This is a genomic window from Streptomyces sp. NBC_01622 (genome assembly GCF_045209635.1).
GTDB lineage: Bacteria > Actinomycetota > Actinomycetes > Streptomycetales > Streptomycetaceae > Streptomyces.
Genome location: NZ_CP109293.1, coordinates 7336498 through 7350751 on the forward strand (window position 1 = coordinate 7336498; position 14254 = coordinate 7350751).

At 70.0% G+C, this 14254-nt stretch carries 15 protein-coding genes and 1 tRNA gene; 11 read left to right on the forward strand and 5 right to left on the reverse strand.

What is annotated here, in order from left to right:
- Nucleotides 1-15: 15 nt before the first annotated feature.
- Together OH768_RS33940 and OH768_RS33945 are read right to left on the reverse strand one after the other, a co-directional pair.
- On the reverse strand, nt 16-342 hold the full coding sequence (locus tag OH768_RS33940) for a hypothetical protein (protein WP_406465842.1): 327 nt from the start codon (nt 340-342) through the stop codon (nt 16-18).
- Entirely contained in the window at nt 245-622 is a 378-nt protein-coding gene (locus OH768_RS33945; protein WP_406459772.1) for a helix-turn-helix domain-containing protein, read from the reverse strand. Before OH768_RS33945 ends, OH768_RS33940 begins: the two co-directional genes overlap by 98 nt.
- Before the next feature lie 249 nt (nt 623-871).
- Here OH768_RS33945 and OH768_RS33950 point away from each other — a divergent pair, with 249 nt between their 5' ends.
- A complete protein-coding gene (locus tag OH768_RS33950; protein WP_406459773.1) occupies nt 872-1246 on the forward strand; it encodes a hypothetical protein in 375 nt (124 codons plus the stop codon).
- 208 nt (nt 1247-1454) lie between these two features.
- Nucleotides 1455-1631 carry a hypothetical protein gene (locus OH768_RS33955; protein ID WP_406459774.1) on the forward strand — a complete coding sequence of 59 codons (177 nt, stop codon included), beginning with the start codon at nt 1455-1457 and terminating at the stop codon, nt 1629-1631.
- Between the two features lie 73 nt (nt 1632-1704).
- On the opposite strand, the gene OH768_RS33960 is transcribed toward OH768_RS33955, so the two are convergent.
- Both OH768_RS33960 and OH768_RS33965 read right to left on the reverse strand, forming a co-directional pair.
- The gene (locus tag OH768_RS33960) at nt 1705-2679 is read right to left on the reverse strand and encodes a tyrosine-type recombinase/integrase (protein WP_406459775.1); all 975 of its coding nucleotides are present in this window, start codon (nt 2677-2679) and stop codon (nt 1705-1707) included.
- A 112-nt stretch (nt 2680-2791) separates the two neighbouring features.
- Nucleotides 2792-2864, reverse strand: a tRNA-Arg gene (locus OH768_RS33965).
- 323 nt (nt 2865-3187) lie between these two features.
- Between OH768_RS33965 and OH768_RS33970 the strand changes: the two genes are divergently transcribed.
- The 8 genes from OH768_RS33970 (at nt 3188) to OH768_RS34005 (ending at nt 12704) form a co-directional block, all read left to right on the forward strand.
- On the forward strand, nt 3188-4795 hold the full coding sequence (locus OH768_RS33970; protein ID WP_406459776.1) for a dynamin family protein: 1608 nt from the start codon (nt 3188-3190) through the stop codon (nt 4793-4795).
- 3 nt (nt 4796-4798) lie between these two features.
- A complete protein-coding gene (locus OH768_RS33975; RefSeq protein WP_406459777.1) occupies nt 4799-6775 on the forward strand; it encodes a GTPase in 1977 nt (658 codons plus the stop codon).
- Between the two features lie 175 nt (nt 6776-6950).
- Nucleotides 6951-7427, forward strand: coding sequence for a single-stranded DNA-binding protein (locus OH768_RS33980; protein ID WP_406459778.1), 477 nt, complete (start codon nt 6951-6953; stop codon nt 7425-7427).
- A gap of 293 nt (nt 7428-7720) precedes the next feature.
- On the forward strand, nt 7721-9142 hold the full coding sequence (locus tag OH768_RS33985) for a Cys-Gln thioester bond-forming surface protein (RefSeq protein ID WP_406459779.1): 1422 nt from the start codon (nt 7721-7723) through the stop codon (nt 9140-9142).
- Nucleotides 9143-9198: 56 nt separating this feature from the next.
- Entirely contained in the window at nt 9199-9810 is a 612-nt protein-coding gene (locus OH768_RS33990) for a hypothetical protein (RefSeq protein ID WP_406459780.1), read from the forward strand.
- A gap of 145 nt (nt 9811-9955) precedes the next feature.
- Nucleotides 9956-11620: an energy-dependent translational throttle protein EttA gene (ettA, locus tag OH768_RS33995; RefSeq protein WP_406459781.1), complete on the forward strand. Its 1665-nt coding sequence runs from the start codon at nt 9956-9958 to the stop codon at nt 11618-11620.
- Between the two features lie 5 nt (nt 11621-11625).
- The gene (locus OH768_RS34000) at nt 11626-12039 is read left to right on the forward strand and encodes an acyl-CoA thioesterase (protein WP_406459782.1); all 414 of its coding nucleotides are present in this window, start codon (nt 11626-11628) and stop codon (nt 12037-12039) included.
- Nucleotides 12036-12704 (forward strand): hypothetical protein, encoded by a 669-nt coding sequence (locus OH768_RS34005; protein ID WP_406459783.1) that lies wholly within the window; start codon nt 12036-12038, stop codon nt 12702-12704. Before OH768_RS34000 ends, OH768_RS34005 begins: the two co-directional genes overlap by 4 nt.
- A gap of 76 nt (nt 12705-12780) precedes the next feature.
- Here OH768_RS34005 and OH768_RS34010 read toward each other — a convergent pair whose 3' ends face one another.
- The gene (locus OH768_RS34010) at nt 12781-13185 is read right to left on the reverse strand and encodes a globin (protein WP_406459784.1); all 405 of its coding nucleotides are present in this window, start codon (nt 13183-13185) and stop codon (nt 12781-12783) included.
- A 100-nt stretch (nt 13186-13285) separates the two neighbouring features.
- On the opposite strand from OH768_RS34010, the gene OH768_RS34015 reads away from it, so the two are divergent.
- Nucleotides 13286-14251 (forward strand): methyltransferase domain-containing protein, encoded by a 966-nt coding sequence (locus tag OH768_RS34015; RefSeq protein WP_406459785.1) that lies wholly within the window; start codon nt 13286-13288, stop codon nt 14249-14251.
- Nucleotides 14252-14254 lie beyond the last annotated feature (3 nt).

Consider the following 14254-nt stretch of genomic DNA (forward strand, 5'->3'; position numbering starts at 1 on the left):
GCGTCCGGGGTGATGTCAGGCGGCGGCCGCGCCGGGCCGGTACTGCGCGAGCTGCTGCTGCGCCTCGGCCCGCTTCTTCTCCTTCGCGGCGGCGCTCTTGGCGCGGCGCGCGGCGACCGACTTGAGGGCGAGCGCGCTGTAATGCGCCTTGCGCAGCGACTCGGCGACCTCGGCGATCTGCTGCTCGCTCGCGTCGGGGTGCATCTCGCGCGCCTTGTCGAGGAACCGCGTGTGATGCGACGCCCTACGGGCGGCCTCGGTACGGGCCGACCGGTTGGTCGTGTTGGCCCAACTCATGTGGGCCGCGAACCTCATCTGCTGCGACCGCTCGCTCGTGTTCACGGTGTGCCCCTCCCTCGGGATAGCTGCCCACGCCCATGGGCGTGGGCAGTGGGTCGTAAAAAAGAGCATCTCGGCGCACGTCGAGTACTTCGCATATGCGGTCGGCAACGTCCTCCGTGACCGAAGGTCGCTCACCGGACAACAGCGCACCGATCTTGCTTTTCGAGACGCCCACGGCTTCGGCGAGCTTCCGGATATCGATCGATCCGCCGCCCGGCGCCCAGGTCATCAGTCCGCGCAGCATGTGACTGCTGGTCAGATAGAGCCGGGCAGAGTCCATGGGTGCGCCTCCGTTTGCTGCCCACGATCGTGGACAACGCCAGTAGAGCACATCGTTCGAGCGGTGTCCACGATCGTGGGCAAGGCAAGCCAACGTCAAGAATCAGCCGACCGTGTACTCTCGCCCCCCATAGCTGCCCCTGATCGTGGACAATGTCAGGCAGGCAAAAAAGGTTGTACGTCCTGACCTGCAATTTCGTGCATACGCCCGGTTTTGGGCGTGGACTGATGAGACTAGAGAGGCGGAGGGATGCCGCAGCAGCGAGACGCGCTTACCGAACTCGTGAAGGCGCATGTCGGCCGAGACCGACGCATGTCCACCCGCGAGTTTTCCGCCGTCGCTGTGGACCCGGACACCGACTGGTCGCCGAGCAAGAGCCTTGTTGCGAAGATCATCGGTGACCAGGGGTACGACATCACGCCTCAGCTCGTCGGCGCGCTCGCGATCGGCCTCGGGCTCGACCGCGAGATCGTCGCGGCGGCCGCGCACCTACAGGTGATCGGGTACACCGACGCCGAGTTGTCGGCCGGAGCGCCGGCCCGACTGATTCGGGAGATCGGCGCCGAGGGTGGATCGACCGCTAAGGCCGAGGCGGTAGCCGAGCGATGGGACGCTGAAAAGTAAGCGCTCACCCGAACGGGTGATTCTTCTGTGAAGTGGTGTTTAACCCGCTGCTCTTTGGTGACGAGATCACCCACTGTTGCCTGTGATACGCCCTGTGTTTACGGCCTGCCTCGTCGTAGAGTGATCAGACCTCGCGCGTGTCGAACGGCCGTTCGATTCATGCTGTGCGGAATCGGGCGGGCGGGAACAGGGGGTCACGTTGACAGATGTGCGAGTTGAGTCGGTCGAACTCGACCGCGGTACGCCCATGATGTACCGCGACTTCGGGACGTACGTCCGGCTTGCTCACGATCCCCAACAGATCGACGAGGCTGCGGCGCTCGCACTCCTGTGCCTCCGCATGCCGCAGCTCGTCGGGAACCTCGAAGTGCAGCGAGGCCAGTAACCCCCCACCCCTGCACGGATACGCCCCGGTAGCCGACTCGCCGACGAGCCGGGCACCGGGGCGCAGTCGTCTCTCAGCCGAGGCGGTCGGCCGGGCTGAGACGAGCATGAGCCGAGCGGGCGCGCTCGGCGCCGGCCGACGACGCGTACCGAGACAGCATCTGCCGGGAACTCCACCCCGTGATGCGCATGAGGTCGTCCTCGTTCCCGCCGTTCACCTTCCACAAGTGAGCGAACGTGTGCCGGAATTGGTGAGGGTGGATCGGGTCGATCTCGGCCTCGGCGCACCGCCGTTTGAGCATGGTCCCCACGCCCCAGATGGTGAAGCGGTGCATCTTTTGCCCGCGGTCGCCCCACCACAGCCACATGTCCTCGTCGAGTGGCTTGCCCTTGTGCTTCGCCGCCGCCCGCAGGTACCGGTCGAGGGCGGTCGCCGCGGTCCGGCCGAACGGTACCGACCGCCATTTGTCCTTCTTCCCGAGGACGCGCAGCACCATGAGGTCGAGGTCGAGGTCGACGACCTTGCGGTCGGTCAGTTCCGACAGCCGCACGCCCGTGTCGAGGAACAGCAGCAGGATCGCCGTGTCTCGGCGGTCGGCGTACGTCTTGCCCTTGCACGCCCGGAACAGCTTGACGAGGTCGGCCTCGGGGATGACGGGTACCTCGGTCTCGGTGACCGTCGGCGGTTTCATCGTCCGCATGGGGGTGCGGTCGATCTCTTCCTCGTCGGTGAGCCAGTTGAAGAAGGTTTTCAGCGCCCGGAAGTGCTGGTGTGCGTTCGCCGGCGACGTACGCGCGATCGTGGCGGCGATGTACGCCTGCACGTGCTCGCGGTGCACCTCGTCGAGTTCGCTCGGCGCGGGCCGGCCGGGCGTCCCTTCCTCGTCGGCAACCGGCTGATAACCCGCGTCCTGGTCGAGCAGGAACCGCGCGAACGAGTTCACGGCGTTCGCGTAGATGCGGATGGTGTTGTCTGACTTGTTCTCTGACTTGAGGGCGCGCAGCCACGAGGCAGCCATGGGCCCGATGTTGTACCGCTCATCTGCCATGAGAACACCATGTGCCCACGATCGTGGACAGTCAAGGCGCTTGGCCCGAAAGCGATGTGCATAGGTCGGGAAAAAGAAATGACCAGCGTTTCCGCTGGTCAGAAGGCGTTTGCGCCCCCGGCAGGACTCGAACCTGCGGCCAAGCGCTTAGAAGGCGCCTGCTCTATCCACTGAGCTACGGGGGCCGGGTGTGGTGGCCTCGGTCGTGGTGTGCCCGGGTGTGGGCCGGTCCGTGACGTTGCCGGGGACAAGGATAGGGCTCCCGGGTCCTTGTCCCTGTTGCTTCCCCTCCGTGGCTCGATGTGGAGGTTCAGTGAAGCGGTCCTGATAATCGCAGGCAGGTACGAATCGTGCATCGCTTTTGGTGCCCCGCGCCACGGGTGTTGTGCACTCGTTATGCCTGGACTGTGCCCATGCCCCAGTCATCCCTTCCGTCCGTTGTGTTCTGTCGGCGCGCAGACATGCTCATATGCTTCAGAATTCCCCCAAAATTGGGCATTCTTCACATGTGGTGACCTTGGACGTACGGCCTCAGCTGCTCGACGCACTCTCCGCCCTGCGCGACCGTGTCGCCGCCGCACGCTTCCCGCTGCCCCTTGCGGGGGCTCCACGCGCGCGTGCCAACCGCGACGAACTGCTCGCCCAGCTCGACGACTATCTGGTGCCCCGCCTGAAAGAGCCCGAAGCGCCCCTGCTGGCAGTGGTCGGCGGCTCCACCGGCGCGGGCAAGTCGACGCTCGTCAACTCCCTTGTGGGGCGCCGGGTCAGCGAGGCCGGCGTGCTGCGGCCGACGACCCGCACACCGGTGCTGGTCTGCCATCCGGAGGACCATCACTGGTTCAGCGGGATGCGCGTCCTGCCCGACCTCACGCGCGTGTGGGTGCCCCATCAGGACCCGGGGGACGAGTTGCTCCTCCCCGGTGAGGACGGTACGCGCGTGCTGCGGGTCGAGACCGCCGACTCCCTCCCGCGCGGAATCGCCCTCCTGGACGCGCCCGACATCGACTCCCTGGTCGCCGACAACCGGGTGCTGGCCGCCGAACTGATCTGCGCGGCCGACATCTGGGTGATGGTCACCACGGCCGCCCGCTACGCCGACGCCGTGCCCTGGCATCTGCTGCGCTCGGCCAAGGAGCACAACGCGACCCTGGTGACCGTCCTCGACCGGGTGCCCCACCAGGTGGTGTCCGAGGTGTCCAGGCAGTACGGCGCCCTGCTCGCCAAGGCCGGGCTCGGCGACGTACCGCGCTTCACGGTGCCCGAACTCCCCGAGTCCGCCTGGGGCGGGGGGCTGCTTCCGGCCAGTGCCGTGGCGACACTGCGGAGTTGGCTCGTGCAGCAGGCGCAGGATCCCGGGGCCCGGCACCAGTCGATGGCCCGCACGGCCTACGGCGTCCTCGACTCGCTGAAGTCGCGGATGCCCGAGCTGGCCGGTGCCGCCGCCGCCCAGTACGCCGCCGCGCTGCGGCTCACGGCCGCCGTCGACGGGGCGTACGACAGCGAGCACGCGCGCGTGCGGGGGCGGTTGCAGGGCGGGGCCGTGCTCGCCGGGGACGCGTTGAAGCGCTGGCGCGCCTTCCCGCTCGACTGCTCCGCCGGCGAACTCCTCGACGCCCTCGCCGAAAGCCTCGCCGCACTGCTGCTGTGCGCCGTCACCGCCGCCGACGAACGCGTCGACGACGCCTGGCGCCGCGAACCGGCCGCGGGCGCCCCCGAACTCACCGACCGCGACCCCTCGCTGGAGAGCGCCGAGCACCGCATCGGGATGGCCGTACGGCGGTGGCGGCGCGAGCTGGAGGAGTACGCCGAGGAGGAGGTCGCCGACCTCGACCGGAGCATCGCGCCCGATCCCGAGGTGGTCGCCGCCCTCGTCGCCACCGCGCTGCTGGGCGGCCGCAGGGCGCGGTCCGCGGGGGAGGGGCTCGCCGAGCGGATCGGCGCCCATGGGGCGCTGCGGCTGCGCGACCGGGCCGGACGGCTGCTCAACGACCACCTGGACCGGGTCGTGCACACCGAGCGCGAACGCCGGCTCGCCCCGCTCGGTGCCCTCGACGTGCACCCCGAACCCCAGGCCGAACTCATCGCCGCGCTGTCCGTACTGCAGAAGGAGAGGTGACCGGTGACTGCCGTCACTGACCAGGACCACACGGACGAGATGGACCACGCCGACCATGCCGACAACGGCCGCGATGCGGACGCCATGGACGAGCGCCCTGAAAACCCCCCTCCCGTAGAGGCCGCACAGGAAATCGGCGACCAGGAGAACCCCGGCGACCACGCGCGCGTGCCGGCCGACACCTCCGGTCGTGCGGGATCCAAGGCGGCCGTAGACCCGACGAACTCCACGGACCCCGAGGAATCGGCCGGCTCCTGGGACGACGGGCTCATCGCGCGGCGGGTCAACGAGGCCACCGCCGCGCAGCAGGCCGCCGCCGCGGAGATCAGGGCCTCCCGGACGCAGGCGGCGCACACCGCGCACCACACCGCCCACGTCCCGGCCCCCTTGGCGTACGACGGGCCGCTACGGTCCCGTCTCGACGCGCTGCGCGAACTGGTGGGGCTCTCCAGGACCCGGCTCGACAGCGGGACCCTCGCGGAGGCCGGGCGGGTCCTCGACGAGGCCGCCGCGCGGCGCAGGCTCTCCGGGCAGCACACCGTCGTCGCCATCGCGGGCGCCACCGGCAGCGGCAAGTCGCAGCTCTTCAACGCGCTTGCCGGAGTGGCCATTTCGGAGACGGGCGTACGACGGCCCACCACCGCCGCGCCCATCGCGTGCAGCTGGAGCGACGGCGCGGCCACCCTCATCGACCGGCTCGGCATCCCGGGACGGCTGCGCAGGCGCCCCCTGCAGAGCGCCGAGATGGAGGCCCAGTTGCGCGGGCTCGTCCTGGTGGACCTGCCCGACCACGACTCGGCGGCCGTCGCGCACCGCGAGCAGGTCGACCGGGTGCTGGCGCTCGTCGACGCGGTCATCTGGGTCGTCGACCCGGAGAAGTACGCCGACGCGATCCTCCATGAACGTTATCTGCGGCCGATGGCGGGCCACGCGGAGGTCATGTTCGTCGTCCTCAACCAGATCGACCGGCTCCCGGGGGAGGCCGCCGACCAGGTCCTCGACGATCTGCGGCGGCTGCTCGACGAGGACGGGATCGCCCTGGGGGAGTACGGCGAACCCGGCGCGACCGTGCTCTCCCTGTCCGCGCTCACCGGCGACGGCATCCCCGAACTGCGCGAGGTTCTGGGCCAGTTCGTGGCGGATCGTGGAGCCGCCGCACGGCGAATTTCAGCCGATGTCGACGCGGCGGCCTGGCGGCTGCGGCCCGTCTACGCCACGGGGCGGCGCACCGGGCTCAGCGAGGAGGCGCGGGACGAGTTCGCCGCGCGGCTCGCGGACTCGGTGGGCGCCACCGCGGCGGGCGAGGCGGCCGAACGCGCCTGGCTGCGCAACGCCAACCGGGCCTGCGGCACGCCCTGGCTGCGGCTGTGGCGCTGGTACAACGACCGGCGCGAACCGACCACCGGCCGACTGCCCGCCCGCGCCCAGGCGGACGAGGAGGCCACGGCACGACAGCGCGTCGAACAGGCGGTCCGTACGGTCGCCGACCGGGCCTCCGGCGGGCTGCCCGCGCCCTGGGCGCAGGCGGTACGGGAGGCGGCCGTACGCGGGGCGCAGGGGTTGCCCGAGGCGCTGGACGAGCTGGCGGCGCGGGCCGGGCTGCCGGTGGGACGCCCGCCGCGGCCGGGGTGGTGGCCGGCGGCCGTACTGGCGCAGGCGTCCATGACGATCCTCCAAGTCGTCGGCGGGCTCTGGCTGTTGGGCCAGATCATCGGGTTCATGGCGCCGAACCTGGGGGTGCCGGTGCTGCTGATGGTGGCCGGCATCATCGGCGGCCCGCTCGTCGAGTGGAGCTGCCGGATGGCGGCCCGCGGCCCCGCCCGGCGCTATGGCCTCGACGCGGAGCGGCGGTTGCGGGAGGCCGCGGCGGGCTGTGGACGGGCACGGGTGCTCGATCCGCTGGCCGCCGAGCTGCTGAGGTACCGGGAGGTGCGGGAGCAGTACGCGCGGGTCACCGGGACGGGCGTCGGGGCCGGGTGAACCTCGGTCCGAACGTCGTTCCCTCGTCCGGGTGATGAGGTTTTCCACAGGTGGGCGGCGGTGCACAGCGCTCAGCGGGCCCGGCTCGGCGGAGGCAGTCTGACTGCAGTCGTACGGGACGGGCCCGTACGCGTTTCCGCCCGGCCGGCGCGGCCGGGTGAGGGAGGGATGCGCGATGAACGAGACCATGGTCTGCGCGGTGGGCAACGTGGCGACACCGCCGGTGTACCGGGAGTTGGCGACGGGACCGTCGGCACGGTTCCGGCTGGCGGTGACCTCGCGTTATTGGGACCGTGAGAAGAACGCATGGACGGACGGCCACACCAACTTCTTCACGGTGTGGGCCAATCGGCAGCTGGCCACGAACGTGGCGGCGTCGCTGACGGTCGGTGACCCGGTCGTCGTCCAGGGCCGGTTGAAGGTGCGCACGGAGGCGCGCGAGGGGCAGCCGAACCGGTCCTCGGCGGACCTCGACGCCGTGGCGATCGGCCACGACCTGGCGCGCGGCACCTCTGCCTTCCGGCGGGCCAACAGGCCGGACACGGCGGCCTCTCCGCCCCGGCCCGAGCCCGACTGGGAGACCCCGGCCGGGGATTCCGCCGACGCCTCCGAGCAACAGGAACGGCAGCGACAGGCCGAGCCCGTCGGGTGACGTGATGTCAGTGAATGCCCCGAGCTGATCGAACTACGGCTTTTCCATGGCTTATCGATGAATGCGTTCCGAATGACTCGGTGGATTTGTCGATGAGCCACGCTCGCGGGTGATCTTGGCGATAACGATTCCGAGTCGGAACGGTTATCCGATCACCCGACCGGAGAACGTGGTGCGCCCGCGTCCCTAGGATGCCGGACATAGCTCGGGCACAGCTCTCGGCGCTACAGATTCTGCTGGTGGGACCACGCCACGCCCCCCACGCCCATGGGTCCTGCTCGAAGGGGAATTCCGTGTCTTCTGCGTTGTCTGTCTTCTCCGCGTTGTCCGTGCGTGGCCGGGGCGCCGTGCGCTTCGTCGCCGCGACCTGGGCGTGCGGACTCGTCGCCGCCGGTGTGCTGGCCGGCGCGGGCCCGGCCGTCGCCGACGAGACACCGCAGACCCAGGGCGGGGCGACGGCCACGATAGGCGGGCTCAAGACGTACGGCGACGCCGTGATCCACGACGCCGGCGGCAGCGATGTGCAGGTCTCCGCGGGCCTGTTCGAGATGTCCGTGGACGGCGGCGGCACCCTGCAGACGTACTGCGTCGATCTCCAGAACCCCACCCAGCGCGACGCCAAGTACCACGAGACGGCGTGGAGCGGCACGTCGTTGGGCACCAACAAGAGCGCGGGCAAGATCCGTTGGATCCTGCAGCACTCCTACCCGCAGGTGAACGATCTCGCGGCGCTCGCCGCGAAGGCCGGCACCAAGGGCCTGACCGAGAGCGACGCGGCGGCCGGCACTCAAGTGGCCATCTGGCGCTACTCGGACGGCGCCGACGTCGACGCGGCCGACCCGCAGGCCGAGAAGCTCGCGGACTATCTGCAGAAGAGCGCGCGTGACGTGGCGGAGCCGCAGGCCTCGCTGACCCTCGACCCGCCCGCGGTCTCCGGCCACCCCGGCGAGCGGCTCGGCCCGGTGACGGTGCACACCAACGCGAACGGCGTGACGGTGACACCGCCCGCGGACACCGCCACGACCGGGGTGCGGATGGTCGACAAGGACGGCAAGGCCGTCACCTCCGCGGCGGACGGCAGCCAGGTGTTCTTCGACGTCCCCGAGGACGCGGCGGACGGGTCGGCCGAGCTGACCGTGCAGGCCTCCACCACCGTGCCCGTCGGCCGGGCCTTCACCTCAGAGAACAGGAGCCAGACGCAGATCCTCGCCGGTTCCAGCGAGTCGACGGTCTCGGCGGCCGCCGACGCGGACTGGGCGAAGACGGGGGCGATACCGGCACTGTCGGCGCGGAAGAACTGCGTCGCGGGCGGCGTGGACATCACGGTCGCCAACGAGGGCGACGAGACGTTCACCTTCGCTCTCATGGGGGTCGAGCACGGCATCGAGGCCGGGGACTCCCAGACGGTGACGATCCCGCTCCAGGAGGACCAGGCGTACGACTTCACGATCACGGCGCCGCACGGCTACGAGAAGCGGTTCGCCGGAGTCCTCGACTGCCGGACGCAGAGCGACGCGGGCGGCGCCGTGACGCAGACGCTCAGCGAGCCCAGCCCCGCCACGGTGGGCGGCGGCACCACCGTCGACACCAACCTCGCCGAGACGGGCGGCTCCGCCATCACCCCGATGATCACGGTCGTCGCCCTCGGCCTGGTCGGCATCGGCGCCACGGCCCTGATCCTGCTGCGGGACCGCAAGCCCGGAAAGCAGGGCTGAGCCGTAGCGGTAGCGGTACGGAACACCATCGACACCGGATGTGGGGGGAACCACTGATGAAGATCACCGTTCGCCGTGGAGCGGTCGTGCTGGCCGCGACCGGGCTGCTCGGCGCCGTGCCCGGGACCGTCGCGGCCGAGGCCGCCCAGCCGCGGGCCGCGACGACGGCGACGACCGCGGCATACGACTGCAGATACGGAGCGGTCTCGGTCTCCGACGCCGCCGGGTCGGTGGTGCCCACGGCCCACAGTGCCGGCGTGGCGCTGCACGCCCGCCTCCGGGTGCACAACACCGAGGCCGTGACCCTGCCCAAGGCCACCTACGTCTTCGCCCTGGGCAACTTCATGAAGAACCGCGGGCCGGCCCCGCTCGTGCGGTGGCGCGTGGGCAACGGACACTGGCGGAAGATGAGCCTGCACTGGAACAAGAAGACCAACGGCTCACTGCCGCTGTGGAATTCCACGGCCCTGTCCCTGGGCACGATCCCCGCGCGGGGCACCGTCACCACCGAGATATCGGTGACCTTCCCCAAGAAGTCGATCAAGGCCGTCGACTACGACTTCCTCGACGTCCGCAGCGGCGTCTGTGGCGGCACCAGGCTGGACTGGTACGTCGGCAACGGTTTCGAGTACTGGCCGTGGCACGGCACTCCGGGCAAGCCGGTGTAGTTCCCACCGGACCGGGCGCCCCAGCCGACGGCGAACCCCCAGTTCACAGTGCCCCAGCCCATACGCGTTTCCCCCGAGGGCCAGGGGTCAGGCAAGATGGACTACATCTGCCCACTCCAGATTTCAAGCTGCCGGACGGTTTCTCTTGGCTGAGTACATCTACACCATGCGCAAGACGCGCAAGGCGCACGGCGACAAGGTCATCCTTGACGATGTGACGCTGAGCTTCCTGCCCGGCGCGAAGATCGGTGTGGTCGGACCTAACGGTGCCGGTAAGTCCACCGTTCTCAAGATCATGGCGGGCCTTGAGCAGCCCTCCAACGGCGACGCCTTCCTGTCGCCGGGCTACAGCGTCGGAATGCTGCTCCAGGAGCCCCCGCTCGACGAGTCGAAGACGGTCCTGGAGAACGTGCAGGACGGCGCCGCCGAGATCATGGGCAAGCTCAAGCGCTTCAACGAGGTCGCCGAGCTGATGGCGACCGACTACTCGGACGCCCTGCTCGACGAGATGGGCAAGCTCCAGGAGGACCTGGACCACGCCAACGCGTGGGACCTGGACACTCAGCTGGAGCAGGCCATGGACGCCCTGGGCTGCCCGCCCGGCGACTGGCCCGTCACCAACCTCTCCGGTGGTGAGCGCCGCCGCGTCGCGCTCTGCAAGCTGCTTCTCGAAGCCCCTGACCTGCTGCTGCTCGACGAGCCCACCAACCACCTGGACGCCGAGTCCGTCCAGTGGCTGGAGCAGCACCTCGCGAAGTACCCCGGCACCGTTGTAGCCGTCACCCACGACCGGTACTTCCTGGACAACGTCGCCGAGTGGATCCTCGAACTCGACCGCGGCCGCGCCCACCCCTACGAGGGCAACTACTCCACCTACCTGGAGAAGAAGGCCTCCCGCCTCAAGGTCGAGGGCCAGAAGGACGCCAAGCGCGCCAAGCGGCTGAAGGAAGAGCTGGACTGGGTGCGGTCGAACGCCAAGGGGCGGCAGGCCAAGTCCAAGGCGCGTCTGTCGCGCTACGAGGAGATGGCCGCAGAGGCGGACAAGATGCGGAAGCTGGACTTCGAGGAGATCCAGATCCCGCCGGGCCCGCGCCTGGGCTCCATCGTCGTCGAGGTCAGCAACCTCTCCAAGGCCTTCGGCGACAAGGTCCTCATCGACGACCTCTCCTTCACGCTGCCGCGCAACGGCATCGTGGGCGTCATCGGCCCGAACGGCGCCGGCAAGACGACCCTCTTCAAGATGATCCAGGGTCTTGAGGAGCCGGACTCCGGTTCCATCAAGGTCGGCGACACCGTCAAGATCTCCTACGTCGACCAGAGCCGCGAGAACATCGACCCCAAGAAGTCGCTGTGGGCCGTCGTCTCGGACGAGCTGGACTACATCAACGTCGGCCAGGTCGAGATGCCCTCCCGCGCCTATGTCTCCGCGTTCGGCTTCAAGGGCCCCGACCAGCAGAAGCCGGCCGGCGTCCTCTCCGGCGGTGAGCGCAACCGCCTCAACCTCGCGCTCACCCTCAAGCAGGGCGGCAACCTGCTGCTCCTCGACGAGCCCACCAACGACCTCGACGTCGAGACCCTGGGCTCGCTGGAGAACGCGCTCCTGGAGTTCCCGGGTGCGGCCGTGGTCGTCTCCCACGACCGGTGGTTCCTGGACCGGGTCGCCACGCACATCCTCGCCTACGAGGGCGAGTCCAAGTGGTTCTGGTTCGAGGGCAACTTCGAGTCGTACGAGAAGAACAAGGTCGAGCGGCTCGGCCCGGACGCCGCGCGTCCGCACCGTGCCACCTACAAGAAGCTGACCCGGGGCTGATCTTCTTGCGCCACATCTACCGCTGCCCACTGCGCTGGGCGGACATGGACGCGTACGGCCACGTCAACAACGTGGTCTTCCTCCGCTACCTGGAGGAAGCCCGTATCGACTTCCTGTTCCGCCCGGACAAGGACTTCAAGCAGGGCTCGGTCGTGGCGCGCCACGAGATCGACTACAAACGCCAGCTCGTCCACCGGCACGCACCGGTGGACATCGAGCTGTGGGTCACGGAGATCAGGGCGGCGTCCTTCACCATCACCTACGAAGTGAAGGACGGCGACCACGTCTACGTCCGTGCCTCCACGGTCATAGTGCCGTTCGACTTCGAGGCACAACGACCGCGCCGGATCACCGCCGAGGAACGGGAGTTCCTGGAGGAATACCGGGACGACGACGAGGAGGAGGCCGTCGCGGCATGACGGTCCTCCACCTCGCCGACGAAGGGGAGGCGGCGGATCTCGCGGCCTTCCTCTCCCGGCTGCTCCACTACGACCGCGGCGCCGCCGTCCGCCTCCAGGCGGCCGGCACGGCCCTCGCCGTCTTCGGGCGTCCGCCGTCCTTCGAGGTGCTCGCCATCCGCGCGGTGCGCCTCGCCAAGCCGTACGAGGACGGCCTCGACGCCACGCTCGACGTGACCGTCTCCGCCGGTGAACTCCTGGAATCCCTCGACGAGTCGGCGGCCACGGCCCGGGTACCGGCCGCGGTGACCGGCCCGCCGTGGGCCGGGGTGCTGCCGCCGCGCGGCGGCTGGGCTCCCGAGTCCGGGCTGCCCGGACCGCAGGAGCTGCGCGGGATGATCGCCGCCGGGGTCGCCGAATTCCGGTCCCGTACGCAGGAGTTGGCACCCGAGGGCCGTACCCGCACCGAACTCGACCGCATAGGGCGGGAGATCTGGTCCCGGACGGTCGGCGACACCCCGCTGCCGGTGCGCGCCGTGCACGCCGCCCAGTCGCTCGGATTCCTGCGTCCCGGCGGGGAGCCGGGCCTCTTCTCGTCCGGCGCCTGGCTGCGGCTGCGCACGCCGTACGGCTCGATCGCCGTCCGTAGGGCGGGAGTCGGCGCACTCGGCGTCAGCGTGCGCTGAGCGCGCCGTCCAACTCCCCGCGCGGCGAAGGGCGTTCAGCCCTCCGCGTTGAGCCCCCGCGTTCAGCCCGCCGTGCTCAGCCTTCTGTGTTCACCATCGAAGCGGCCGCGTACGTCAGGTAGTTCCACAGCGTGTGCTTGTGTTCCTCGGACAGACCGAGTTCGTCGACGGCCACCCGCATGTGCTGCAGCCAGGCGTCGTGGGCGGCCCGGTCGACCTGGAACGGGGCGTGGCGCATGCGCAGCCGCGGGTGGCCGCGGTTGTCGCTGTACGTCGTGGGACCGCCCCAGTACTGGATCAGGAAGAGAGTGAGGCGCTCCTCGGCCGGGCCCAGGTCCTCCTCCGGATACATGGGCTTCAGCAGCGGGTCCCCGGCGACACCCTCGTAGAAACGGTGAACGAGCCGACGGAAGGTCTCCTCCCCGCCGACCTGCTCGTAGAAGGTCTGCTCCTGAAGCGTGCCGCGCCGAATCTCTTTCACGCTCCCATGGTCTCAGACGGCGTGGCGGAGGACTTCGGACTTAGGACCTTGTCCGAGGGGACCGCTCGCCTCCCCGGCCGTACCGCAGGACAGTGGACGTATGGGCGCGCACGCTCTCGACAAGGATCTGGACGCCGTGGCCGACTCCGCGCGGGCGGAGCTGGTGCGGTGGATCGGGCTGAGCGGGGCGTGGGACGCGGACCCGGGATGGCGGGCGGTGTTCGAGGCGGTGCCGCGGCATCTCTTCGTGCCGTACTACTACGTCGGTGTCGCCGGCGGCTACGAGCGGCTGTGGGGCGGGAGCCCCGACCCGCGCGTCCGGGAGCGCTGGCTGCGCGGGGTGTACGCCGACGCCCCGCTGGCCACCCGGCTGCGCGACGGGGAACTGCTGTCGTCCAGCAGCCAGCCCTCGCTGATGGCCAGGATGCTCGTCGAGCTGGGGGTGACGGACGGCAGCCGGGTGCTGGAGATCGGCTCGGGCACCGGCTACAACGCGGCGCTGCTCGCCCACCGGCTCGGCGACGGCCTGGTGACCACCGTCGACCTGGAGCCGGAGATCACCGAGTCCGCGCGCAGCCATCTCGCCGACGCCGGCTACCGCCCGACCGTCGTCACCGGCGACGGCGCCCGCGGAGTCCCCGAACACGCTCCCTACGACCGGATCATCGCGACCTGCGCCCTGCCGTCGGTGCCGCCCGCCTGGCTCGCCCAGTGCAGTCCCGGCGCCCGGATCCTGGCCCCGCTCGCCACCGGACTGATCGTGCTCACCGTGCGGGACGCGGAGCACGCCGAGGGCAGCTTCCTCGACACCGCCGCGTACTTCGTGCCCCTGCGCGGTACCGGGCCCGCCCCGGCGGACGAGGTCCCGCACCGGTCCGGCGACCACGAACTCTTCCGCTTCCTGCTCACCCTCACCCACGGCACCCTCGACCCGCAGGACGCCCACGACCTGTGGGAGCGTGAACTGCGGCCCGGGCGCGAGCGCTACGGCGTGACGGTCGCCGACGGCCGGGTGCGGGCGTGGCTGGACGATCCGGAGGGGCCGTACACCTGGCCCCTCCGCTGACCG

What these genes read in the sequence shown, in the direction of transcription:
- OH768_RS33945 (WP_406459772.1), bottom strand. Translation starts at nt 622, where the DNA reads ATGGACTCTGCCCGGCTCTATCTGACCAGCAGTCACATGCTGCGCGGA.
- OH768_RS33950 (WP_406459773.1), top strand. Translation starts at nt 872, where the DNA reads ATGCCGCAGCAGCGAGACGCGCTTACCGAACTCGTGAAGGCGCATGTC.
- OH768_RS33960 (WP_406459775.1), bottom strand. Translation starts at nt 2,679, where the DNA reads ATGGCAGATGAGCGGTACAACATCGGGCCCATGGCTGCCTCGTGGCTG.
- OH768_RS33980 (WP_406459778.1), top strand. Translation starts at nt 6,951, where the DNA reads ATGAACGAGACCATGGTCTGCGCGGTGGGCAACGTGGCGACACCGCCG.
- OH768_RS33990 (WP_406459780.1), top strand. Translation starts at nt 9,199, where the DNA reads ATGAAGATCACCGTTCGCCGTGGAGCGGTCGTGCTGGCCGCGACCGGG.
- OH768_RS34005 (WP_406459783.1), top strand. Translation starts at nt 12,036, where the DNA reads ATGACGGTCCTCCACCTCGCCGACGAAGGGGAGGCGGCGGATCTCGCG.
- OH768_RS34015 (WP_406459785.1), top strand. Translation starts at nt 13,286, where the DNA reads ATGGGCGCGCACGCTCTCGACAAGGATCTGGACGCCGTGGCCGACTCC.